Source organism: Burkholderia sp. Bmkn7, assembly GCF_041103175.1.
GTDB lineage: Bacteria > Pseudomonadota > Gammaproteobacteria > Burkholderiales > Burkholderiaceae > Burkholderia > Burkholderia cepacia.
Genome location: NZ_JBGCUH010000003.1, coordinates 620,112 through 643,397, shown reverse-complemented (window position 1 = coordinate 643,397; position 23,286 = coordinate 620,112). Strand labels below are relative to the sequence as shown.

The 23,286-nt window shown below is 64.0% G+C and carries 24 protein-coding genes and 2 pseudogenes; 8 read left to right on the top strand and 18 right to left on the bottom strand.

The window, feature by feature from the left end; all coding sequences use genetic code 11:
* Window position 1 precedes the first annotated feature (1 nt).
* The 8 genes from tssH to AB3K92_RS24425 form a co-directional block, all read right to left on the bottom strand.
* Window positions 2–2,671 (bottom strand): type VI secretion system ATPase TssH, encoded by a 2,670-nt coding sequence (gene tssH / locus AB3K92_RS24460; RefSeq protein WP_369466000.1) that lies wholly within the window; start codon window positions 2,669–2,671, stop codon window positions 2–4.
* Between the two features lie 404 nt (window positions 2,672–3,075).
* On the bottom strand, window positions 3,076–4,176 hold the full coding sequence (gene tssG, locus AB3K92_RS24455; RefSeq protein WP_021161816.1) for a type VI secretion system baseplate subunit TssG: 1,101 nt from the start codon (window positions 4,174–4,176) through the stop codon (window positions 3,076–3,078).
* Window positions 4,140–5,975, bottom strand: a complete 1,836-nt coding sequence (gene tssF / locus AB3K92_RS24450) for a type VI secretion system baseplate subunit TssF (protein ID WP_060130803.1) — start codon at window positions 5,973–5,975, stop codon at window positions 4,140–4,142. Before tssF ends, tssG begins: the two co-directional genes overlap by 37 nt.
* A 77-nt stretch (window positions 5,976–6,052) precedes the next feature.
* Complete coding sequence (tssE, locus tag AB3K92_RS24445; protein ID WP_021161818.1) at window positions 6,053–6,538, bottom strand: type VI secretion system baseplate subunit TssE; 486 nt, start codon at window positions 6,536–6,538, stop codon at window positions 6,053–6,055.
* Window positions 6,539–6,600: 62 nt separating this feature from the next.
* Window positions 6,601–7,104: a type VI secretion system tube protein Hcp gene (locus AB3K92_RS24440; protein WP_006477093.1), complete on the bottom strand. Its 504-nt coding sequence runs from the start codon at window positions 7,102–7,104 to the stop codon at window positions 6,601–6,603.
* 70 nt (window positions 7,105–7,174) lie between these two features.
* Window positions 7,175–8,665, bottom strand: a complete 1,491-nt coding sequence (gene tssC / locus AB3K92_RS24435) for a type VI secretion system contractile sheath large subunit (protein WP_006477094.1) — start codon at window positions 8,663–8,665, stop codon at window positions 7,175–7,177.
* A gap of 15 nt (window positions 8,666–8,680) precedes the next feature.
* Window positions 8,681–9,196, bottom strand: a complete 516-nt coding sequence (gene tssB, locus AB3K92_RS24430; protein ID WP_006484395.1) for a type VI secretion system contractile sheath small subunit — start codon at window positions 9,194–9,196, stop codon at window positions 8,681–8,683.
* Window positions 9,197–9,242: 46 nt separating this feature from the next.
* Window positions 9,243–9,881: a M48 family metallopeptidase gene (locus AB3K92_RS24425; protein ID WP_042976611.1), complete on the bottom strand. Its 639-nt coding sequence runs from the start codon at window positions 9,879–9,881 to the stop codon at window positions 9,243–9,245.
* A gap of 373 nt (window positions 9,882–10,254) precedes the next feature.
* Here AB3K92_RS24425 and tssJ point away from each other — a divergent pair, with 373 nt between their 5' ends.
* The 3 genes from tssJ to icmH all read left to right on the top strand — a co-directional run bounded on the left by tssJ (window position 10,255) and on the right by icmH (window position 13,094).
* Window positions 10,255–10,866 carry a type VI secretion system lipoprotein TssJ gene (gene tssJ, locus AB3K92_RS24420; RefSeq protein WP_059677145.1) on the top strand — a complete coding sequence of 204 codons (612 nt, stop codon included), beginning with the start codon at window positions 10,255–10,257 and terminating at the stop codon, window positions 10,864–10,866.
* A gap of 102 nt (window positions 10,867–10,968) precedes the next feature.
* On the top strand, window positions 10,969–12,315 hold the full coding sequence (gene tssK, locus AB3K92_RS24415) for a type VI secretion system baseplate subunit TssK (RefSeq protein WP_011350756.1): 1,347 nt from the start codon (window positions 10,969–10,971) through the stop codon (window positions 12,313–12,315).
* Window positions 12,312–13,094, top strand: a complete 783-nt coding sequence (gene icmH, locus AB3K92_RS24410; RefSeq protein ID WP_021161821.1) for a type IVB secretion system protein IcmH/DotU — start codon at window positions 12,312–12,314, stop codon at window positions 13,092–13,094. The genes tssK and icmH overlap by 4 nt, the downstream gene beginning before the upstream one ends.
* Before the next feature lie 92 nt (window positions 13,095–13,186).
* On the opposite strand, the gene AB3K92_RS24405 is transcribed toward icmH, so the two are convergent.
* From AB3K92_RS24405 to AB3K92_RS24370, 8 genes are all read right to left on the bottom strand, one after another.
* Window positions 13,187–13,882 carry a hypothetical protein gene (locus AB3K92_RS24405; protein ID WP_369465999.1) on the bottom strand — a complete coding sequence of 232 codons (696 nt, stop codon included), beginning with the start codon at window positions 13,880–13,882 and terminating at the stop codon, window positions 13,187–13,189.
* A complete protein-coding gene (locus AB3K92_RS24400; protein ID WP_369465998.1) occupies window positions 13,879–14,244 on the bottom strand; it encodes a hypothetical protein in 366 nt (121 codons plus the stop codon). The genes AB3K92_RS24405 and AB3K92_RS24400 overlap by 4 nt, the downstream gene beginning before the upstream one ends.
* Window positions 14,241–14,681 carry an SMI1/KNR4 family protein gene (locus tag AB3K92_RS24395; protein ID WP_060070288.1) on the bottom strand — a complete coding sequence of 147 codons (441 nt, stop codon included), beginning with the start codon at window positions 14,679–14,681 and terminating at the stop codon, window positions 14,241–14,243. Before AB3K92_RS24395 ends, AB3K92_RS24400 begins: the two co-directional genes overlap by 4 nt.
* A 52-nt stretch (window positions 14,682–14,733) precedes the next feature.
* Window positions 14,734–15,222 (bottom strand): DUF4265 domain-containing protein, encoded by a 489-nt coding sequence (locus AB3K92_RS24390; RefSeq protein ID WP_369465997.1) that lies wholly within the window; start codon window positions 15,220–15,222, stop codon window positions 14,734–14,736.
* Window positions 15,223–15,325: 103 nt separating this feature from the next.
* Entirely contained in the window at window positions 15,326–16,102 is a 777-nt protein-coding gene (locus AB3K92_RS24385) for a hypothetical protein (RefSeq protein WP_369465996.1), read from the bottom strand.
* Between the two features lie 92 nt (window positions 16,103–16,194).
* Entirely contained in the window at window positions 16,195–16,518 is a 324-nt protein-coding gene (locus tag AB3K92_RS24380) for a hypothetical protein (RefSeq protein WP_059486522.1), read from the bottom strand.
* A gap of 259 nt (window positions 16,519–16,777) precedes the next feature.
* Window positions 16,778–17,119 carry a hypothetical protein gene (locus AB3K92_RS24375; protein ID WP_369465994.1) on the bottom strand — a complete coding sequence of 114 codons (342 nt, stop codon included), beginning with the start codon at window positions 17,117–17,119 and terminating at the stop codon, window positions 16,778–16,780.
* Window positions 17,120–17,791: 672 nt separating this feature from the next.
* Window positions 17,792–18,100, bottom strand: coding sequence for a hypothetical protein (locus tag AB3K92_RS24370; protein WP_059486524.1), 309 nt, complete (start codon window positions 18,098–18,100; stop codon window positions 17,792–17,794).
* 363 nt (window positions 18,101–18,463) lie between these two features.
* Here AB3K92_RS24370 and AB3K92_RS24365 point away from each other — a divergent pair.
* Together AB3K92_RS24365 and AB3K92_RS24360 are read left to right on the top strand one after the other, a co-directional pair.
* Window positions 18,464–18,594, top strand: a pseudogene (locus AB3K92_RS24365) (IS256 family transposase); the annotation flags it as partial.
* Window positions 18,595–18,936: 342 nt separating this feature from the next.
* Window positions 18,937–19,737 carry a transporter substrate-binding domain-containing protein gene (locus AB3K92_RS24360; protein ID WP_369465993.1) on the top strand — a complete coding sequence of 267 codons (801 nt, stop codon included), beginning with the start codon at window positions 18,937–18,939 and terminating at the stop codon, window positions 19,735–19,737.
* Window positions 19,738–19,796: 59 nt separating this feature from the next.
* On the opposite strand, the gene AB3K92_RS24355 is transcribed toward AB3K92_RS24360, so the two are convergent.
* Window positions 19,797–20,000 carry a hypothetical protein gene (locus AB3K92_RS24355; protein WP_027788527.1) on the bottom strand — a complete coding sequence of 68 codons (204 nt, stop codon included), beginning with the start codon at window positions 19,998–20,000 and terminating at the stop codon, window positions 19,797–19,799.
* 354 nt (window positions 20,001–20,354) lie between these two features.
* Window positions 20,355–20,951: a DUF6622 family protein gene (locus AB3K92_RS24350; RefSeq protein WP_306415731.1), complete on the bottom strand. Its 597-nt coding sequence runs from the start codon at window positions 20,949–20,951 to the stop codon at window positions 20,355–20,357.
* A 358-nt stretch (window positions 20,952–21,309) separates the two neighbouring features.
* Here AB3K92_RS24350 and AB3K92_RS24345 point away from each other — a divergent pair, with 358 nt between their 5' ends.
* From AB3K92_RS24345 to AB3K92_RS24335, 3 genes and pseudogenes are all read left to right on the top strand, one after another.
* Window positions 21,310–22,395: a sensor histidine kinase gene (locus AB3K92_RS24345; RefSeq protein ID WP_369465991.1), complete on the top strand. Its 1,086-nt coding sequence runs from the start codon at window positions 21,310–21,312 to the stop codon at window positions 22,393–22,395.
* A 1-nt stretch (window position 22,396) separates the two neighbouring features.
* A complete protein-coding gene (locus AB3K92_RS24340) occupies window positions 22,397–23,131 on the top strand; it encodes a LytTR family DNA-binding domain-containing protein (protein WP_021161836.1) in 735 nt (244 codons plus the stop codon).
* A gap of 3 nt (window positions 23,132–23,134) precedes the next feature.
* Window positions 23,135–23,230, top strand: a pseudogene (locus AB3K92_RS24335) (transposase); the annotation flags it as partial.
* Window positions 23,231–23,286 lie beyond the last annotated feature (56 nt).

The following is a 23,286-nucleotide window of genomic DNA, read 5'->3' as shown; positions in this document are numbered from 1 at the left end:
CTCATTCGACGGTGTACGTGAATTCGCCGGCCTCGTCCGCGCGCACCGCGATGCGCGCGATGGCCGCGCCGTCGGCGATCCGGCCGAGCACGTGGCCCGCGATCTCCGGCAGCAGCGTGCCGTTCAGGATATGGTCGACGTTGCGGGCGCCCGAATCGACTTCGGTGCAGCGCGCGAGCACCGCGTCGACAAGCGACTCGTCCCATTTGAACGCCGCCTTGTGGTTCGCCTCGATCCGGCGGCGGATCCGCTCGAGCTTCAGCTCGATGATCTCGGCCAGCACGTCGTCGGAAATCGGATAGTACGGCACGACCTTCATGCGCCCGAGGAACGCGGGTTTGAACGTCTTGTACAGCTGCGGGCGCAGCGTCTCGGCAAGGGCATCCGGATCGGGCAGTTCCTCGGCCGGCTTGTTCAGGCACGCCTGCATCACCGCGGCGGAACCGACGTTCGACGTCAGGATGATCAGCGTGTTGCGGAAATCGATCTCGCGCCCTTCCGCATCGTCCATCGCGCCCTTGTCGAACACCTGGAAGAACATCTCGAGCACGTCGGGGTGCGCCTTCTCGACTTCGTCGAGCAGCACGACCGAATACGGGTTGCGGCGCACGGCCTCGGTCAGCACGCCGCCTTCACCGTAGCCGACGTAGCCCGGCGGCGAGCCCTTCAGGCCCGATACGCTGTGCGCTTCCTGGTACTCGCTCATGTTGATCGTGACCATCTTGCGCTCGCCGCCGTACAGGATGTCGGCCAGCGCGAGCGCCGTCTCGGTCTTGCCGACACCCGACGGCCCGACGAACATGAACACGCCGCGCGGCTTGTTCGGATCCTCGAGGTTCGCGGTCGCGGTGCGCACGCGCTGCGCGATCGCGTCGAGCGCATGGTCCTGGCCGATCACGCGCGCGGTGAGCAGCGGCTGCAGGTTCAGCACGGTGTCGATCTCGTCCTTCACCATCCGGCCGAGCGGAATGCCCGTCCACGCGGCGACGATCTCGGCGACGACATGGCCGTCGACCTGCAGCGGCACCATCGGCTCGCCGCCCTGCAGCGCGTGCAGCGCCGCGACGCGCTCGGCGAGCTTGTCGCGGGTCGCCTGCACGTCGACCGGCTGGCCGTCTTCCGACGGGCCGCGTGCCTTGTCGAGCGTGTCGCGCAGCTCGGTGATCTCGGCGACGATCACGCGCTCGGCTTCATAACGCGCTTCGTCCTTCGCCAGTTGTTCGAGCGCCGTGTCGCGTGCGCCGCGCAGCTCGCCGAGCCGCTCGTCGTGCGCCGCGCCGCCGGCCGCCTCGCGCTCCAGCGACGCGATTTCCGCGTCGATCCGCTCGATGCGCTTCTTCGTGTCGTCGATCGCCGCCGGCGTCGCGCTGTGCGCGAGCGCGACCTTCGCGCACGCGGTGTCGAGCACGCTGATCGCCTTGTCCGGCAGCTGGCGGCCGCTGATGTAGCGGTGCGACAGACGCACGGCCTCGGTGATCGCATCGTCGAGGATCCGCACGTTGAAGTGCTTTTCCATCAGGCCGGACATCCCGCGCAGCATCGCGGCCGCGAGCGGCTCGCTCGGCTCCTCGACCTTCACGACCTGGAAGCGCCGCGCAAGCGCCGCGTCCTTCTCGAAGTACTTCTTGTATTCGCTCCACGTCGTCGCGGCGATCGTGCGCAGCTCGCCGCGCGCGAGCGCCGGCTTCAGCAGGTTCGCCGCATCGTTCTGGCCGGCCTGGCCGCCCGCGCCGATGATCGTGTGCGCCTCGTCGATGAACAGGATGATCGGGTGCGCGCTCTTCTTCACCTCGTCGATCACGCTCTTCAGGCGATTCTCGAACTCGCCCTTCACGCTCGCGCCGGCCTGCAGCAGCCCCATGTCGAGCACGTGCAGCGCGACGCCGCGCAACGGCGGCGGCACGTCGTCGGCCGCGATACGCAGCGCGAGGCCCTCGACGACCGCCGTTTTGCCGACGCCGGCCTCGCCGGTCATGATCGGGTTGTTCTGGCGGCGACGCATCAGGATGTCGATCGCCTGGCGGATCTCGGCTTCGCGGCCGATCACCGGGTCGATCTTGCCGTCGCGTGCGCGCTGCGTGAGGTTGGTCGTGTACGTGTCGAGCGCGGGCGTCTTCGACGGGCCCGCCGCGGGCGCCGCGCCGTCGGCTGCCGGCGCGAGGCTGCCGTCTTCCGTATCGCCCTGGCGCGGTTCGGCCTCGCTCGATCCGGCCATGATTTCGTCGAACTTGTGCTTCAGGTCCGTCACGTTCACTTCCGCGAACTGCGACGACATCCGCTGCGCGAACTGCGCGAGATCCGGCGCGGTCAGCAGCGCGAGCAACAGGTGCCCGGAACGGATGCGGCCGAGCTGCGAATCGAGCGAAGCGATCAGCCACGCCTGCTCGAACAGCGCGATCAGGTGCACGGAAAACACCGGCGTGCGCGTGTTGCCGGTCTTCAGGCGCGTCAGTTCGCGCTCCAGATCGGCGCGCAGCGCATGCGGATCGACACGGCTCGCGCGCAGCGCGAGCGGCAGGTCGCCCGCCGGCTCCTCGAGCAACGCGAGGAACAGGTGCTCCAGATCGACTTCGTAGTGGCCGCGCGCCAGGCACGCGCTCGCCGCACGCTCGGTCGCGTGGCGGCACAGCGGGTTCAGTTTCGTGATCAGGGTCTTCAGAGGCGTGCTCATGGCGTCGATCTCAGGTTCGATTGCGTGTTTGTTGTTAGGGTCTGTTTACATATGGAACGCGCATGCGTTGCCACGAGAACGGCCGCTCGCGAGGCGCGCGACGACCAACGGAAGTCCCCGTGGGACGCCGCGAATACTGACGTATTCGCAAGGAGCGCAACGCGGCGAGCGGCCGTTCTCGTGGCAACCCCAAATCAAAAAATTCATATCACGGGAATGCCCGAAATCGCCCGCATGGCGGCGTCGCTCGTCACTTGTCCCCCAAGGGGACTTCCTGCGGGGCGTTTGGCTCGGCCAAACGGCGCTCCTCACTTCTTGCCTGCGCCCCGTTAGGAAGTCCCCTTGGGGGACGAGCGATTTCGGGCATTCGCATGCGCGTTCCATATGTAAACAGACCCTTGGAATCAGTGAATCACGTGCAGTTCGTAACGCGCGTCGGAGCGATCCTCGAGCGCGTCTCGCGTGCACAGGAACGCGTCCCAGCCGAGCCGCGAGCCGGCGCCGAGCACGCTCGCACCGACCTCGGTGCGCTTGAGCACGAGCTTCACCTCGTATTCGAGCGTGACGCCGGCCAGCAGCGTCAGCATCCGCTCCAGTGCGACGGCCTGCGCGCCGCCGGGCAGGAACGCCTCGTAGTCGCGCTTGGACAGCGGGCCGACGACGATCCGCGCGCGCATGTCGCGCTGCCATACGCGTTCGCCGACGAGCGCCGTCGCGCCGAGCACCGCGTTGACCTCGCCGAGCACGCTCAGCTGGTCGGGCGGCACGTCGTACCACTTGCCGACGAACTGGTCGATCTTCACCGGCACGCGGAAATAGTCCGACAGCGTGCGCTGCAGGTATGCGGCCGACATCGGCCGGTGCCGCGCGGCCAGCGCATAACCGGCAACGGCCTCGTCGAGCACGCCGCCCACGCCGGCCGCGAGGCTGTCGCGCACTTCGTCGCTCGGCACGCCCGCGATCGCGAGCAGCAGCGGCAGATAACGTTCGTCGCGATCGAGCTCGTAATGGAACGGCAGCCGGTATTTCTTCCACGCGGCATAGAACAGCGCGGTCGCGCGGTTCGAGAACACGTCGAAGAATGCGCGCGCCGCGTGGTCGCGCTTCAGGTGCTCGCGCGCGATGATCTGCTCGGTGTAATGCAGCGGCAGCGCGCCCTGCCCGCCCAGCAGCCCGAAGAACGCGGGCGTCAGCTCGACGTGGCCGAGCTCGCCGGCCGCGAGCGCGGCGCCGCGCTGCTCGTCCGTCTTCAGTTGCGTGCCGTCGCCGTCGAACGAGCGCGCGCCTTCGATCTCGCTCGGCGGAAAGCCGAGCGACAGCGTGTTGCGGAATTCGATGCGCTGCGCGACCACGTCGCCCTGCCGCCACGCGCCGGGCGCATCCGACGCCTGCCGCGCGAACAGCCCTTCGAGCACGCGCACGGCCTGGAAGAACTCGAAGCGGTGCGGTTCGTCGAGCAGTGCGTCGACTACGCCAGGATCGATTCGCCGGTCCGGGGCTTGCATCGGATGATCTCCTCGCCGGTGCGCTTCGACACGACGACTAGTTGAACGAAACTGTTGAGGTGAACGTACAGCCCGAAGAAGCTGTCGAGCACGCGCACGAACGAGGCCAGGCTCGCGCCGACGAAGTGCTCCTCGTCGATCGTCAGGCGGATCTCGATGCCGCGCACGAAGGTCGCGAACGGCTTGCCGGGCAGCCACTGCACGGCGCCGCGCTGCTCGACGCCGGTGAGGCCGTCGATCTGGCGCATCGACACGGCGGTGCGGCGCAGGTCGTACAGCGTCAGCATTTCCTTCAGCGGCGCGAGGCCGTGCGCGACCAGCGACACGTGATTGAGCGCGAGGTGCGACACGAGCCGCCAGTGCGCGGCGCGGCCGCGCTCGAAGCGCACGCTCTGCGTCGGGCGGCGCAGCATCGAGATGCCGCTCGTCTGCGCGCCGCCTTCCTGGAACAGGTCGCCGCCTTCGAGCCCGAACGCGAGCATGGCCGGCAGGTCGCGGTTCGTGCAGGTGAGGTCGAGGCTCAGCGTGTCGGTCTGCGGCGACGTCGGCTCGAAATCGATGTCGACGATCGAGATTTCGGTTTCATAACCGGGGCTCTTCTGCGCGACCCAGTCGTTGCGGCGCGCGAACCAGTAATGGCCGATCCGCGCCGATTCGCCGTGATGCAGCGAGTAGAACGGCCGGAATTCGATCACCGATTCCTCGTGCGCCTGCTGCCTGACGAGCTTCACCGAATCGATCGAATACACCTCGTACGCGAACGCGCGCCGCGCCTCGGCGATCACCGGGTAGGACACCGCGCGGTGCGTGATGCGGATCGGCTCGCCGTGCTGGCGGAACAGGTTGACGATCGGCGTGCAGAACAGCCGGAAGTGGCTCGCCGTCAGCAGCTCGAGCAGCCGCGCGACGTGCGAATCGCTGCGCACGTCCTGCAGCACGAGGTGCAGCGTCGCCCGCTGGCAGCGGCCCGTCGCGCGCGCGATCGCCGCGATGTCGAAGTCGACGAAATCGAACTTGTCGGGGAACGCGAAGTATTCGGTGAGCAGGCGATACGCGGGATGCGATTTCGCCGGGTAGTCGATCAGCGCGTCGTCCTCGTCGAAGCCGGCGTGCGCGATCGGCAGCTTGCGCAACGCGGTCCAGCGGCCGTTGCGTTCGGGCTCCACATACGCGCCGAGCACGTTGACGAACAGGCAGTCGGTCAGCGCGGCGACGAACGACTGCTCGCCGTGCAGGTGCGCGCGCAGCGTCGGCAGCTTCAGCGCACCGAGATCGAGCTGCGCGGCGAGCGACTCGAACGTGATCGAGATCACGCCCGTCGCGTTCGACGGCAGCACCGTCGCGCTCGGCGCGAGCGCGACCGGCGTGTAGCGCGCTTCCGAGATGCGGATCGGCGCGAGCGTCACGTCATAGGCGGTGCGGAACCGGCACTGCACGCCCCGGATCGGGCGGCTCTTCAGCTCGGTCCCGCGATCGATCACGACCGGCTCGGTCTGCTGGCCGGGCGAGGCCGGCGTGAACTGCGCGATCGAGCACGACGGGAACGGCCGCAGGTAGTGCGGATAGAGCACTTCCAGCAGCGCTTCGGTGAATTCGGGGTAATCGTCGTCGAGCTTCTTGTTGATGCGCGCGCCGAGCAGCGCGAACGACTCGATCATCCGCTCGACGTGAGGGTCCTCGCAATGCTCGCCGGACAGCGCGAGCCGCGCCGCGATCTTCGGATAACGTTCGGCGAAATCTCGCGAATAGCGCCGCAAAAACGATAATTCGCGCTCGTAATACGGCAGCAATTCTTCCATCGACGACCCCGAACCTCAATATTTCCTGCCGGACCCTGAACCATCACCGGGCGGTCCGGCCCGCTCGGCGGCTTGATTTACTGCATTCTGGCGGCACGTGCGCGCGTGACCGAATACTGCAGCGTCGACGGCTGCAGCATCGCGTCGAAACTCACCGGCTCCTCGGCCGGGTGCACGACGAGCAGCGCCTGGATCGCGAAATAAAGCGCGTTGGTGGCCTGCTCGTTCAGCTCGAACGTCACCTGCACCTGCTGCAGGCGCGGCTCGTGGCGCGCGATGGCCTGCTGGATCGACTTGCAGATGAACGCGCGGTCGTAGTGACTCGCCAGGCTCAGCCCTGCAAAATCGTTCAGCCCGTAGGTCAGCACCGACTTCTGGCACTCCGGCAGCGTGGCCAGCTCGTTCTCGGTGTGGGCGATACGGGTGTTGAGGATCGCCTCGACGTCGCGGGCGACCGTGTTCTTGAGCTCGTCCAGCGACAATTGCCGCATCGCTGCCGAGGCCGGCAGGTGCGGTTCGTCGTCGAACAGCTTGTCGAGAAAACTGGGTTCGAATCGTTTCATCGGCCGGTACTTACAGCGAAAACGGCAACGGGACGCCGAGCGCCCCGCTGCCGCAACCGACCTTAGACCGCGTAGGTCTTGTCGTTCTTCGTCAGACTCCAGGCGCCTTGCGTGTTGCCGCCCTGGTTGCCGCCGATCTTCTGCTGGGTTTGCTTCCACTGCACGGCTGCGTACTTCAGCGAGAACGTCTCGAGCGGCAGACCTTCCTCGCGAACGCTCGGGGCGATGCTCGAGATGATCACGTACTTGAGCTTGACTTCCAGATACTGCACGCGCTTGCCTTCACCGTCAGCGCGCGAGAAATGAACCGTCACCTCGTCGAACGTGGTACCGCCCGAAGCGTGTTGGTACAGCAGCGGGCTCGACGAATCGATTTCCTTCGTGAAAATCATGTCGCCGTGCTCGCAACGCGTCATCGTGTGACCGCCAGCGGTCGATGCGGTTGCCGAACGCGGCTGAACGATCGAGTGATCCCACGATTTCAGTTCGATCCAGCCCTGGTGGTCCTTGTCCGCGGACTCGCCCTTCACCGCGGGACTACCAAACTGCAAGTGCATATGTAACATGGCCCTTCGACTCCCCAAAGAGGTGGTTTTAACGTCCTACCCAGGCGGCCCGCCCGGGCGATTTACTCGCTTATGAATTTGCCGGTTTGGGCAGATCAGCGACAAGTCGCAGAGAAATCGAGAGTTCGTCGAGCTGAAAGTGCGGGCGCAGGAACGCGACCGAACGATACGAGCCCGGCTTGCCCGGAATCTCCGACACTTGTATGGATGCCTCGCGCAGCGGGAATTGCGCCTTCTGTTCCTGCGACGCGTTGTCGTCGAGCAGGACGTACTGCGAAATCCACCGGTTGAGGAAAGTCTCTACGTTCTGCGCCGATGCGAAGCTGCCGATCTTGTCCCGCATCATCGCCTTCAGGTAGTGCGCCACGCGCGACACCGAGAAGATGTACTGAAGCTGGGCGGACAGGACGGCGTTCGCATTCGCGCTGTCGGTGCTGTATTTTTTCGGTTTCTGCACCGATTGCGCAGCGAAAAACGCAGCGTAATCCGAGTTCTTGCAATGAACGAGCGGGATGAAGCCGAGGTCGCTCAGTTCCTTCTCGCGGCGATCGGTGATCGCGATTTCGGTCGGGCACTTCAGCGCGACTTCACCGTCGTCGGTCTTGAACGTGTGGGTCGGCAGGTCCTCGACGAGGCCGCCGCCTTCGACGCCGCGGATCGCCGCGCACCAGCCGAAGTCGTCGAATGCAGCCGTCAGGCGTGCAGCGAACGCCCACGCGGCGTTGCACCACAGGTACTTGTCGTGGTCGGTGCCGTCGACGTCTTCGACGAAGTTGAAGTTCTCCGCGGTCTGGCCGTCCTTCGGATTGAACGGCAGGCGACCGAGGAAGCGCGGCAGCGTCAGGCCGACGTAGCGCGAATCCTCGGCGTCGCGGAACGACTTCCACTTCGCATATTCGACCGTATCGAACACCTTGCCGAGATCACGCGGCTTGCCGAGGTCGGAGAACGACTCGAGGCCGAGCAGCTCGGGCGACGCCGACGCGATGAACGGCGCATGCGCGGCTGCCGCGACGTGCGACATCTGCTCGATGAAGTACATGTCCTCCGGCTGGCGCGAGATCTCGTAATCGCCGATCAGCGCACCGAACGGCGAGCCGCCGAACGTGCCGAATTCCTCTTCGTAGACCTTCTTGAACAACGCGCTCTGGTCGAATTCGCTCGCGCCCTTGAAGTCGCGCACGAGGTCGCGCTTCGGAGCGTGCAGCGCCTTGATCTTGATCGTCTGGCCGGTATTGCTTTCCTTGACCAGATAGTCCATCCCGCGCCACGTGCTTTCGAGGCGCTGGAATTCCGGCGCGTGCATCACCGCGGAAAGCTGCGTGGAAATCAGGCGGTCGAGTTCCGCGACGCGCGCGTCGATCGTGGCCGACAGGTTGTCCGACACGATCACCGTGCCGTCGAGCACCTGGTGCACGAGTTCGCCGATCAGGTCCTTCGCACGTGCATGCTCGGAATCGGATTTCGCGACCTTGCTCTTCTCGACGATGTCGTCGAGCAGCGAAGTCCCGGCGGCGTATTCCGCGCCGCTCGCTTGGGCCGCAGCCGTTTGCTGGTTCATCTCAACACTCCGTCGTCATTCGCCGTCTTTGTCGCCGCCGGTGCCCTTCGCGAGCTCCTGCAGCTGCTGCGTGTTCTTCAGCACCTCGGACAGCAGATCCTCGAGCTTGTCGTTGCCGGCGAGCTTGTTGCGCAGGTCGGCGAGCTTCGAGCGCGCCTCGAGCAGGCGGCGCAGCGGCTCGACCTGTTCGACGACTTCGTCCGGGCTGAAATCCGACAGCGAGCGGAACTTCAGGTCGACCGCGAACTTGCCGCCTTCCGGGCTCAGGCGGTTTTCCACCTGGAACGCGGCACGCGGCTCGATCGCCTTCATCACGTCGTCGAAATTGTCGCGGTCGATGTTGACGAACTTGCGGTCGCGCAGCTTCGGCTGCTCGATTTCGGACTGGCCCGCCAGATCGCCGACGACCCCGACGACGAACGGCAGTTCCTTCACCTCGATCGCATCGCCCTTCTCGACCTCATAGGTCAGCTGGACGCGCGGCGGCCGTATTTTCTGCAAGCTTTTCTGAATGCTTTCTTTCTTGGCCATCTCGACGGCTCCCAGGTTAGTTGTGGTTATCGCGTCAGTTGCGGTTTCAGTTGCGCAGTGCGCCGAACGGATCGCCGCCCTTCGGCGCGGCGCCGCCCGACGACGTGTTCGCCGGCGGCACCGTAGCGGTGGTTTCGGCGGCCGGCGTCGTGCCTTTCTTGTGCACGACCGTGCGGGTCCTCTTGATTCGGCCGCTGGGGCGGGCAGTCGTCTCCGGCGGGAACAACGCCGATTCGCCCAGCGTGTCGCGCAGTTGCTTCGCGAGCGCCTGCGCATCGGACTTCGCGTCGCCCGCGAGCGACGAATCCTGACGCAGCTCGCCGAGCGACTGCGTCGCGATCCGCAGGCCGGCCACGGCCAGCACGCTCTTCGCCTGACGGTCGGTCGCGTCGCGCTGCAGCGCTTCCTGCGCGGCAACGATTGCCTGACCGTAGTGGTTCTGTGCGAACTGGATTTGCGCAATGCGCGACCACGGCTCCTCGCGCGTCGGATCCGACTTCGCGAGCTGCTGATACAGGCCGAGGGCCTTGTCCTGGTCCCCCGCCTTCGCAACTGCGTCCGCATCCGCCAGCGACTTGTTGAACACCTCTGCAGTCGGCGGCGCGGGAGGCTGGCTCGCACAGCCGGCGATCACGCCGCAAGCCACTACTACCCCAGACAGTTTTGCGAAGAGACGGTCTTTCATCGTTATATCCACCGGCGCGTGAGTTTTAAATCGTTGAGAATCTGGTTCTTTTGCTTTGCAAGAAGCGCGCGGGTATAGTACCGATCAATTTTTCATAATTCAATCGTCGTGTGAAGAGTAATTCCTTTTAAAACCGGGCGCTACCCCCTCCAATGGCCGCTCGCCGCGGGCTCGCAGCGATTTTTCTTTCGGCCGGAATGGGCAAGTTTTACTGGTTGCACGACGCGCCGCCGGGGCGGCGGAAAAAATTTCCGGGCGCTCGCCACGACGCGGGCGTGCTTAATAGTTGAACAGTGCAATGTCGGGGATACGCAACGCGCGCGGAAATACCCGGCAGATTTGACAGGGATAAAGGCAGCACGCCGGAAATACGATGAGATCGTTGATGATTCGCTATGCGCTGCCGCTGCTTGCCTGCGCCCTTCTGGCCGGATGCGCGGCCGCCCCGCTGCTCGGCTCGGCCGCGAGCGCCGTGATGTCCGCGGCCGGCATCGGCAAGCCCGAGGTGCCCGACGCGCAGAAGCCGCCGCGCAACCTCGGCATCACGCTCGCCGCGGCGCCGAACCTGAACGCCGCGACCGACAACAAGCCGCTCGCGCTCGTCGTGCGGCTCTATGCGCTGAAGGACCCGACGTCGTTCCAGCAGGCGCCGTTCGACGCATTTACGGATCCGACCAAGGAAAAAGCCGCGCTGGGCGCGGATTTGCTGAACGTGCGTGAAATCACGCTGATTCCGGGCCAGCGCTATACGGCGACCGAGAAGGTTTCGCGCGAAGCGCAAGCGTTCGGCATCGTCGCGCTGTTCCGCGATCCCGCACTACAACGATGGAAACTGACGTTCGATCCGGTGAAGTCGGAGAAATCCGGCATAATCATCGGCCTGCATAATTGCGCGATGACGGTCACCGATGGCACCGTCATCGCACCGCAACAGGGTGCGCCTTCGCAACCGCTGAATTTGCTTTCTTCGGTCTCCTGCGGTTAAACATGACGCACGAATGTCAATTAACAAGAGTTAACAATTGGCGATTTAATTCGGGCACGAACGAATCGATTACATCGCAACGCGACATTAACCGGATTTGACATGAGTTATTCGGCCAAGGTGCTGTGGGGGGAAGGGCTGTTCCTCCGGCCTCAACACTTTCAGCGACAGGACGCGTACCACGAAGCGCGCCTGTTCGAATCGATCCAGGCGATCCAGCCGTACAACTGGGGCGTGCGCTCGGTGCGCATCGACCGCGACGCACTCGGCAGCAACGTGCTGCGGGTGGCCGAGCTCGCGCTCGTGTTCCCGGACGGCGCGCTGTACGCCGCGCCGCAGGCCGACGACCTGCCGCCGCCGATCGCGCTGGACACGCTGCCTGACGGCATCAACGAATTCGTGTTCTATCTCGCGCTGCACCCGCTGCGCGAGAACGGCACCAACTACAGCGACGATCCGGCCGCCGGCTTCATGACGCGTTTCGTCAGCGAGCAGACCAGCGTCGGCGACAACTTCACCGACGCAGCCGAAGCCGACATCACGTTCCTGAAGACGCAGGTCAAGCTGATCGCGCACAGCGAACCGCGCGACCAGCTGCTGTCGGTGCCGCTCGTACGCGTGCGCCGCACCGCGACGTCCGGTTTCGAGATCGACGACAGCTTCGTGCCGCCGTGCCTCGCGATCGACGCATCGCCGATCCTGCACCAGCGGCTGCGCCAGCTCGTCGATGCGCTGCAGGCGAAGGTGAACGCGCTGTACGGCTTTCACCGCGAGCCGTCGAAGAACATCATCGAATTCCGCTCGGGCGACATCGCGTCGTTCTGGCTGCTGCACACCGCGAACGCCGCGTTCGCGACGCTCGCGCACCTGCACCAGCACTCGGCGCTGCATCCCGAGCGGCTGTTCCAGGAACTGCTGCGCCTCGCGGGCCAGCTGATGACGTTCTCGAAGGGCTACACGCTCGCGGACCTGCCGGTGTACCGCCACGACGATCCGGGCCCGAGCTTTGCGCGTCTCGACCTGATGCTGCGCGAGCTGCTCGACACCGTGATCTCGACGCGCTACTTCGCGATCACGCTCGACGAGGTGCGCCCGTCGTTCCACCTCGGCCGCCTCGATTCCGGCAAGATCGACGACAAGACCGAGTTCTACCTCGCGGTGTCCGCGGACATGCCGAGCGTCGAGCTCGTCGATGCGGTGCCGGCCCGCTTCAAGGTCGGTGCGCCCGATGACGTCGACAAGCTCGTGCTGTCGGCGATGCCCGGCGTGCGGCTGTCGTACACGCCGCAGGTGCCGCCCGCGATTCCGGTGCGCCCCGGCGCCTGCTACTTCGCGCTCGATTCGCGCGGCGCGCTGTACGAGCGCATGCTGCAGGCCCAGTCCGCGATGATCTACGCGCCGACTGGCATCAATGACCTGAAGTTCGAACTGATCGCGGTCACATCATGAGCTACGCGCCTTCCCTGTTCGGCGACAACGCGCCGCCTCCCCTGCATACCCCGGCGTCGACGGATGCCTCGTTCCAGGCCCGTTCGCTGCTCGACCTGCTGTACGACGGGTTCTTCATGCTGTTCCTGCTCAAGAACAGGCGGGAGCCGGATAGCGCGAGCGAGTTCAGCACGCGGATCCAGGAATTCCTGTCGGATTTCGAGCGTGGCGCGAAGAAGCTGAATATCGCGGCCGAGGATGTGTACGGCGCGAAGTTCGCGTTCTGCGCGGCCATCGACGAGATGGTGCTGTCGTCGCAGTTCAAGATCCGTGCGGACTGGGAACGCCGGCCGCTGCAGCTCGTGCTGTTCGGCGAGCAGCTCGCGGGCGAAAAGTTCTTTCAGTATCTCGAGGAGTGCCGCGCGCAGGGTGCGGCGCGGCTGCAGTCGCTCGAGGTGTTTCATATGTGCCTGCTGCTCGGGTTCCAGGGCAAGTATCTGCTCGAAGGGCCGGAGAAGCTGGCTTACCTCACCGCGCGGCTGGGGGACGAGATCGCGCATATGAAGGGCAAGCGGGCGCCGTTCGCGCCGCATTGGCCGTTGCCGGATCAGATCGCGCATCGACTCAAACGCGAAGTGCCGGTTTGGGCGATCGGTGCGGTTTTTGCGCTGGTGGCGCTGCTCGGGTATCTCGGGCTCAATACGTATCTGAAGGACAAGACGCTGCAGGCGTTGGCGCCTTATTCGCAGGTCATCAAGGTCGGGCCGGAATCGGCCAATTTGACGATTTCGCTGCCTTGAGGAGCGGAGGCTTCTCTGCCTCGCTTCACGATGAGAAAGGACCGCCCCGGCGGTCCTTTTTTGTTGCGACGTCCCGTTCGTCGTGCTCGCGGCTACTCGCCGTTCGAATCCAGATCGAGGAAGTCGTCGTGGCGATCGAAGTGGTTGAGACAGCGGACGAGGTCGTCGATCGATGCGCCCGGTTTCTGACGACAGGCCAGATCGACGACGTCCTGGAAGTGCTCGCACGAGTAGCGGAATACGTAACCGAGCTCGGTGACCCGCTCGGGGTAGCGCTCGCGATCGTCGTCGTCGACCTGTACCTTGTCGCCGATATAGATCGTCTGCCGCGGACACCAGTCTGTATCGCCGTCATTTCCGTACACATCGTATTGCCACGCCGGATCGTAGCCCTCCGGCCGTTCGGCCTTCGCGCGCACAACCGCGATGAAGTCGGCAAGCGTGAACGTCCTGTTCTTGAAATCTTCCGGGCCGCGAATCTGCAATCCGATGCGCTCGCATTCGATACGCGCCAGCAATCGTTCGGCCCTGCCACGCTCGCACGCCAGCAGGCCGGCATCGAGGTCTCGTGCCGCCGCAAGCGCCCGCTCCAGGAACGGACGCGCCGATCCACTGCGCGACGTCTCGCACATCAGGTCGCCCAGCGCGACGAGCGACTGGGCGAGTACAACGCGATCGCCCTCCCGCTCGGCCCCGGTCAGCGCAAGATGCAGCACGGCTTCGCCCCGATCCGTCATGCCATGATCGAGCAGCATCAGCGCCTTGCGAAAGGTCTGCCGCGCACTCACCGCGACGCCTCCTTGCCGGGGAGATCCATCCAGACGTCTTCGTAGCCGGCGTCGTCGATGATGAAACGCGCGCCGGGCGGCAGCATCAAATAGGGCAAGACCAGCGGCAGGTAGGTGGGCAGATGTGCGGCGTGCAGCGGCTGGTAGAAGTCGGGCGCCTCTGAATATTCGCCGCAGTGGAAAAACCAGCCGATGTCATCGCCTTCCGACAGCACGATGCGCGTGCCATAGACTGGCATCCGCCCGAGCGTCGCTATCGCGACCGCAACCTTGTGCCCGGGTTCGGCAGCACGCAGAGCGTAGCGCGCACACACGGCCTCCTGGCGTTCACGCAACCCGGCCGGATCATCCGTCAGGTTCATTTCCCGCTCCCCTCCATGCCGTCCTGCATCGACAGAAAAGCCGTGAAACTGTCGGATACCGGCGTCGTCTCGCCCGTCTCGTGCGACCAAAGGACGACGGCCGGCTCGCACGATGCCTCTGTCCGGTCGTAGTCGAAGCAGTAGTAGTCACCCGTCCCGAACTCGGCAAACGGCAACAGATTCGAGAAATCGGCACCCGTGTGGTCGAAGTTGTCTCGCCACGCGCGCCAGCCCTCGCTGTAGTGCCGAACGATCGAATTCCAGGTCTTGCGAGGATTGCGCGCATCGAAGACGGGGAACACGGACACTCCGCCAAGCGACCTGCCGTTGTTGAGCAGCAGCCATGTCGCGAACGAATGCGGCAACGCGCGGCCGAGTGACGCTTCGGCTGCTTCGATTTCGGCCACGGTCGTGCCGATGGTCGGTGTGCGGGTCATCGGTTGATCTTCCTGTCGGTATCTCCGACGTACACGTGTTCGATTTTGCGCGTCACGGCTCGAGCCACCAGTCGAGCAGCGTTTCGTCGTCCGGATCCTCGAAGTTCCGGTAGATGTTCGCGTAGTACCAGGCAAGGCCGGTTCTTGCCGTGAAGCCGTCGAAGACAGTACGGATTCGCTCGCCTCCCGCACCGGACGGCACCGATAGCGCGAGCGATCCGCCGTAACAACCGTCGAGCGTACCGCCCAGTTCGGATTCGACCTCGCTCGCAAGCCGGTCGATCTCGTGATCCGGAATCGCGTCGCCATAGATCTGGATGCAGTAGTTTCCGCCGCGCTTCAGTACCGTGGCAGGACGATCGGGGTCATCGATGCGGACAAGATCGCTTTTCGCGAGATTCAGCGCCAGGCCGGGCGATGCCAGCAATTCGTAGATGCCCGGCTCGATCTGACGCGCGGGAAGTTCTTCATGAACCGGTGCATCTCCGGAGCTACCTGCGTAGACGTGGATCAGGTCGTCATCCTGGTCGGGGTCAAGCATGTCGTTCTCGCCGTAAGTAAGACCGTGTTTCAGTCAATCACTTCTGTCACCCGGGGCTGCTTGCGGATTGGCCTGCGCATTGCTCGAGACTGCTCGCCCGCACTCACCCGCCGACCATCTCCACGAACACCACCGCTTCCGCATCGGGCAGCGCCTCGTCTATCCGCGCCCGGACTTCAGCAAGGAATGCCGGGCGGATTTCATACGTGTCGTCGAAGATATCGCGTGAGTACTTTCCAACGTACAACTCGCACCAGATACACAGCGCGTGGGCGAAGTGCGTGAGGGATGACGCAACGCGCGATGGTGCCCAGGAGCCCGCGCCGTGGCGGTCGAACAGCACATCGCCTCCCGGGACGACGATCACGGGATCGCCGCCCATCTGACCCAGCACGATCCAGTCGTCGTGCCATCCGGACAGACGCCGGCCAGATGCGTCGACACGATAGCCGGTCTGGCCACGCGCGAGACTCGCCTGGTTGCCGTACAACAGGAGGTCGTCAGCGGTCCAGGGAATCGACAGATCGACATCGTCGAGTGCGCTGAACCATGCGGCAATTTCATCGCTCACGGAGAGGGAACTCGCGTGCATTGCATGATCGGGCGCAGGTGCGCCGATGCTTGCGTGCACGCCCACAGTGTCGCGAATTTCGACGAGGAACTGCTTCAGATCCCGATTGTGCATCGTGCCTCCCGGCGACATGGCGCCTTGTCGAATCAATTGCGAACGATAGCGGTCTCGCGTCTCTCTGTCAGCCGCATGCCGGCACTTGAATTCACCGAAATCGTCGATGGAGTCATCGGTCGCTAAACGACTTGCGACCATCGCATCCCGGACAACGTAATGGGCCGCTGGACGGCCGAGATAGGCGGTGCCCAAAATGCATCCTCCTCGAGAAATCGAACGAGCGGATTGGCTGCAATCAGGATGTCCCGCCAGGACTTCATGACGACGTGTGGCAAACCACGTCGTCAGAACAGGATGAATTCATCGTTCTCTACGTAAAAGACGAATGCGTCGAGCAACTGCGAAACGCTCGGTTCGTCGATTTGGTCGTGGGCGTTGATCACGATATCTTCGATCGTCGCACTGTTCAGCGTGATGCTCCAGCCGGGTTGCAGCGCGATCGAGGACGATGCATCGTCTTCGGCATGTTGCGCGTCTGCCGAGAATGCGCCCTCTGTATCGAGCGTCCACGGCTTCGGCGGCAGATGGAGCCAACCAGAGAAGTCGCCGGGCGTTTCGAGGATCTGCTTCAGGCTGACTGTGGTCGTCAGGTCGGTTGTTGCGAGCATGGGTTGTAGGGGTGGGAGTAACGTTTGGAGGCGCGGATGGCACGGCGTCGTGACATGCACGTGCGATTGCTTCGATGAATTCACGTGGGCGCTGCAAAGCGCGTACGTTGTTCGTCGGCATCACGGAATCGGACATCAGCGCTCGCGCATGATGCCGCAAAAGGTCGTGATTATGCCAATGATGCGGGAGGCGAAACCTGCCACCATTTTTTGCCGGGGCGATTGAACAACATGTTGGCTGCCCGCTGCGGCCTGCCACTTAGACCGGTTGGCCGAAATAAACGACCTCGAACATGTCGACCCATCGATGGAATGGCTCCGGCAGCGGGTTCAGCAAATCGATTTTCCCTGCAATTTTCGCATCGGGCGCGAACACGACTTCATTGAATTTGGGATCGCCATAAACGGTCAGCACGACGAGGCACCCACCGCTTCCCGTGAACGCTGCGCGCCGACAATGCCCCGGGTCTTCCACATCGTCGAAGAATTCGACACCCGATGCAGTCAAGTCTGTCTCCCGGCATTCGAAGTATCCCCAGTCCGCAATCCGGATCGGACGATCCCGAAAAGCCGCTTCGAGGGATGGGTAGTGAGTCGTCATATATCTCAAAGATGTGCGCTCGCAACGCAGGATCGCGACCATCAGGTTCAGCGAGGCGTGTGAAGCCGACGACCTGCGGCACGTGGTCGGCACGCTTGTCGCGCTACCCCATCCCAAAGAGCGAATCGACAACGTTCCTGATCCACGTCTTGACATCACCCCAGGCGATTTTCTTTTGCCTCGTAATTTTTCCGATAAAAATTATCGACCACGCGACGGCGAGACCCACGGCAACACATAGGCTTAAAAATGAAAATTCACTCATTGGAATAAAAGCGTTCCAATTTCTTCGCGATGTATGCATGCGACATGAGTGTACGTGAGGTCCAGAGGTCTCTAGCCGAGCACTATGGCATCGATGTATCACCCGACCTCATCGACACGGTTACTGAAGGGGGATCGCCAAAGCGCTGAGTTGGCAGAACCGTCCGCTTGACGCGATGCATCAGGTATTGCTCTTCGACTCACTGCGGATCGAGGAGACCGACGGCGCTAAGTTCCGGCTTCAGGCGGGTACCCGGAATCCGCAGCACTTCGATGGCAATACTTCGAGGCTCGGCGCTGTCGGCCAGTTAACGTGTCCGACGCCACGTCGCCTTGTCGGCTTCGATATCGACTCCCCATCCGTAGGCTCGCTTCGCCACATGACCAGTACATGATGAGCCCAACCGGTCAAACAGCTCTGCTCTGATACTCGCCAAAACACTTGTCGCAAACAACAACGAGCCCGTCGAAGACTGCCGCATGCTGATCCTCGAAATCGGATCCAAACGGCGCATCACCAGGCTCCGGCAAACCGAACTGTTTCGCGACCTCGGTCGAAACAAAGTACGAAATGTCGGCGAGTCCGTCTCCCAGCCAGTCGATGTCGTAACGGAGAATCTTCAAGCGCCTCGCGTCCGTTTTCATGTCGGCGCCGATATCGCTTGAAACATGTATCACCCCGGTTGCGCCATGCGATTTACACAGTATCCGGCCCATGTCTCATCCGATTGTCGTTTCCCATTCGCAATTTTAGCGAATCGATGACTTTCCTGATCCACGTCTTGACTTCACCGCAGGCGATTTTCTTTTGCCTCGTAATTTTTCCCATAATAATTATCGACCACGCGACGGCGAGACCCGCGGCGACACATCGGCTTAAAAATGAAAATTCACTCATTGGAATGAAAGCGTTCCAATTTCTTCGCGATGTATGCATGCGACTATTTTTTTCGACTCACTGCGGATCGAGATCAGCGACGACGGCGTAGTCGGCAACAAGGCCGTCTATCCAGACCGACGGGCAGGAGCTGATCCGATCTTTTGTGTGAGTCATAAACCGAGAGCCAAGGAACCACTTTTATGCCACGCAAACGCAAGGAAGAAGTGACGATTGAACCGGGCACGACGGCTTGAACCTTGACCCGGCACTGATCAAGCAACCGGTGCCCGGGACGCTGAACCGGTCGACGATCAACGAACGGCTTGCAGCAGGCCAGCCAATCCGCGTCCAGGCGTCCAACTCCGTGCAATCCACTTTCATCATCAATTTGCTGACCCTGAAATCTGAGTGAATTTCGAGTGATTTCGCCCGTCACTCGCGATACCCGCGCAACAACTTCTTGCGCGACTCCCCACGCCTTGTACGACGCCTCCCACACGCCAATCACGCGGCCGGCCGCCCCCGCCCTGCTGAAATCGATTTCAATCAGGGCCAATTCGACTTCCGGCGCGGCGCGGTTGCGAGTAGTGTCTACATGCCCGTATTCCGGCCGCCCCCGGGTTCGACCGATACCCGGCGCTCACCACACGACATTGACCTCTGGAGATCTGCGATGAAACGTTCGAAGTTCCTGCTGTCGGGCCTGCTGCTCGCGTCGGCCCTCGGCTTCACGGCCGTCGCCGCGCACGCCGAAGACCTGCTCGACTCGGTCAAGAAAGCCGGCGTGCTGCGCGTCGGCCTCGAGGGCACGTATCCGCCGTTCAACTCGCGCGGCACGTCCGGCCAGCTCGAGGGTTTCGACGTCGACGTCGCGAACGCGGTCGCCGGCAAGCTCGGCGTGAAGACGCAGTTCATCCCGACCGAATGGAGCGGCATCATCGCCGGCCTGCAGGCCGGCAAGTTCGACGTGATCGTCAACCAGGTCACGATCACGCCGCAGCGCAAGGAAGCGCTCGACTTCAGCGAGCCGTACACGTACTCGGCCGCCCAGCTGATCCAGCGCAAGGACGACACGCGCAACTTCAAGTCGCTCGACGATTTCAGGGGCAAGAAGCTCGGCGTGACGCTCGGCACCAACTACGACCAGATGGCGCGCACCGTGCCGGGCATCGAGGTGCAGACGTATCCGGGCGCGCCGGAGAAACTGCGCGACCTCGCCGCCGGCCGGATCGAGGCGACGCTCGACGACCGCCTGATGCTGCCGTACATGATCAAGACGTCGAACCTGCCGCTGCGCGCGGGCGCAGTGCTGAACGGCGGCAAGCAGGAAATGGCGATCCCGTTCCGCAAGGGCAACCCGAAGTTCGAGAAGGCGATCAACGACGCGCTCGACTCACTGCACAAGGACGGCACGCTGAAGAAGATCTCGATGCACTGGTTCGGCAGCGATGTGACCGTGCCGGTCGCGCAGTAAGCGACCAGGCGCTTGAACGCGTCACGCCATTCGCTTCGGTGAATGCGTGACGCCTCCCCTCAAGCCGCTTCGTCGAAGCGCGCCAGCAGCATCTGGCCCACCGGTGTCAGCGCCGGGCGCGCGGCCACGGCGTTCATGCGCATCTGCGTATCATCGACCAGCCGCTTCTCGACCAGCACGGCAAAAGCCGGATTCGACGGATCGACGCTGTCCGGCGCACGTGCAACACGCAACAGCATCGAGAATTCATGCGGGCTCAGCATGGTCCCTGTCTCCTGATCGTCCGCGATCCGGTTCGAACCGGCGTCGATCGTATTTTCGAATGTAATGGCGCGTGGCATGACCGCCGCGCCGCCGGGAGCGAGATCCCGGCAGGCCTGCCTGCGACGCGGGCACGTCGTCGCTAGGGGGGTTGCTTGCGCACGCCGCGGTTCCGGCGATGCCGCCGCGACGGGAACGTGCAACGTTATGGGCGCACCATGACGCGACCATGACAGGAAAACAGGGCGCAAGACAGCGCGCGTTACATGCCGCGTCGATTCGATGCCGATCCAATTGACGAAGACGGATCGCATGCTCGGCCGGCGGTTTTCTGCGCGCCGGTTGTTTCGCGCCCTTCATCGGGGGTCGACCGAATACGGGAACCCGCCGCTTGCCGATCCGCTCGCGTGGCGCATGCAGCGCACGACCACGTTCACCGCGCGCCCGAGCGTCATCCCGACGAGCACGCCCCATACCGCGAACGACAGCATCACGAAGCCGCTCGTCGCCGCCCACGGCGCGTGCACGGCGACCGCGTAATGGATGCCGGTCTCGGCGACGAACGTCAGCATCAGCGTGACGAGCAGGCTGGCGTCGCCGGGCAAGCGCACGCGCAGGCCCGACGACGCCGGACGATACTCGAGCCGCCACCGGCTCGCGTGCAGCCAGCCCAGCGCTGCGCCGCCCAGGACGGCCGCCAGCGCAATCGCGTTCGCGTCGATGCCGGCATGCGGAAAAAGCCCGTTCAGGCTGACGATGCCGAGCATCCCGAACGCGATCGGCGAGATCAGCGGTCGTGCCGCCGGCACCTCTCGCGGGAAACAGCGCTTGATGCCGATGTAGAGCAGCACGCAGAACATGACGTACACGTAAGGCTTCAGGTGAAGGAGCGCGGACATGGTTGAAGTCGCCTGATCGGAGTGGACACGGCAACACCGTACTGCGCCGCTCAGGCAGACGGCACCGCTTGCGACGGGCGGCCGGAATTTGCGGACGAGTTGCGCGTCGCGGCGATGATCGTCCGGCGAATCGGGACGAATGACGCGCCACCGAATCCGGCCGCCGGCGACGTCCGAGCTGAATGCCCCCCTCCCGCGCCAGCCGACTCATCGTGCTCGACGCGCAACCGGCTACACCCCGTGTCCTTCTGCAGCACCTTCCACTACACTCGTGGCGGAAACCGGCCAACCGTCGGCAACCGAAGCGCTTCGTCGAAGCCGCGCGCCGTTCGTCGCAGCGCGCGCGTTATCGGCCCGTCCGGCAGTAAGGTCAGGCCATCGGCGCATCGCGCGCCCACCTTCACCCGACACCATGCGCGCCACGTCCGACCCGTCGCCGATTCCGCAGCCACTCGCCGGCGCCCCGCCGCGGCTGCTGCGCGATCCGGCCGCGCTGCTTGCGTTCGCGTGCTTCAACTCGGTCGTCGGCCTCGGGTTCTGGGCGATCCATTTCAACGAACCGCTGTTGCCCTACCTCGTCGTCGCCAACACGATCGGCTTCTGCGCGCTGCTGTTCAGCCACGCCGCCGACCGGCTGCTGCCGCGCAAGCCGGGGCTCGCGCTGAAGACCGTCGTGATTGCACCGGCCAGCGTGCTCATCGGTTTCGAGATATCGGCAGCGATCATCCGCGGGAACGTGCCGCACGTGTTCGGGCGCGCCCGCCTCGGAACATGGGACAACTATGGGCCGTCGTTGCTCATCTCGGCGATCCTGTTCGTGTGCGTATCGTTGTTCCTGCAATCGATGCGCATGCGTGCGACGCTCGAGACCGAGCGCCGCGAAGCCGCCGAAGCGCGCCAGGCCGAGACGGCCGCGCGACTCGCACTGCTGCAGGCGCAGATCGAGCCGCACTTCCTGTTCAATACGCTCGCGAACGTGCAGAGCCTGATCGAGCGCGACCCGACTCGCGCCTCGACGATGCTCGACAGCCTGAACCGCTACCTGCGCGCGAGCCTGCGGCGCACGCGCGATGCGACGTCCACGCTCGGCGAGGAACTCGAACTCGTTGAAGCACTGCTGAAGATCGCATCGATCCGGCTCGGCGAGCGGCTTTCTTATACGATCGACGTGCCGGCGGACCTGCACGCGCTGCCGTTCTCGCCGCTGCTGCTGCAACCGCTCGTCGAGAATGCACTGCTGCACGGGATCGAGCCGTCCATCGACGGCGGCGTGATCGTGATTCGCGGCAGGATGCGTGGCGACAAACTCGAACTCAACGTGATCGATACGGGCGTCGGCCTCGGCAAAAGCGACACGCGCCTGCATGGCGGCGTCGGGCTCGCCAACGTCGCGGCGCGCATCCGGACGCTGCACGGCGAGCGTGGCCGAGTCTGCGTCGAAACGAACACCGCCGCCGCGCATGGCGTCACCGCTACCCTGCTGATTCCGATCGACTGACATGCCGACCGCCCTCATCGCCGACGACGAACCGAACCTGTCCGCCTCGCTCGCGCAGCGGTTGGGGCAACTCTGGCCCGAACTGGAAATCGTTTCGATGCCGCGCAACGGCATCGAAACGCTGGCCGCGCTGAACGCGTCGCCACGCCCGGACATCGCGTTTCTCGACATCAGGATGCCCGGCATCGACGGGTTGAAGCTGGCCGCGCTGGTGCCGGACGTGCATGTCGTGTTCGTCACGGCCTACGACGAATATGCGGTTGATGCATTCGATCGCGCGGCCGTCGACTACCTGTTGAAGCCGGTGACGGACGAGCGGCTGCTGCGGTGTATCGCGAAGCTTCAGCGCGGCGGGCCGGCGCTTGCGCAGGCCGATGCGCTTGCGCAGGCGGCACAAGCAAGAGAAGCGGTGCCGATCCGCTGGCTGACGGTAGGCGTGAAGGATGCGACGCGACTCGTTTCGGTCGACGATGTGCTGTATTTCCAGGCATCGGAGAAATACACGGAAGTCGTCACGGCCGGCGAACGGCTCGTGATTCGCACGCCGCTGAAAGAGCTGATGCAGCGGCTCGATCCGGAGCGGTTCGCGCAGGTGCATCGCGGCGTGATCGTTGCGTATGCAGCGATCGATCGTATCGAGCGCGACTTGCTCGGGAGATTGCGGATTCGCGTGCATGGGCAGCGGGAAATGCTGCCCGTCAGTCGTGCGTATGCGGGGTTGTTCAGGCAGATGTGAGGGGCAGGCATGAAGATCGCGGATCTGTGCCCCAAGCACGGCATATCGGATGCGACGTTCTATAGCTGGCATAGCCGCTACGGCGGCATGGATGAGTCAGGAGCACGATCACACTTCGCGAATTACTCGCATCGATCATCAAGAGGGCACGCGCA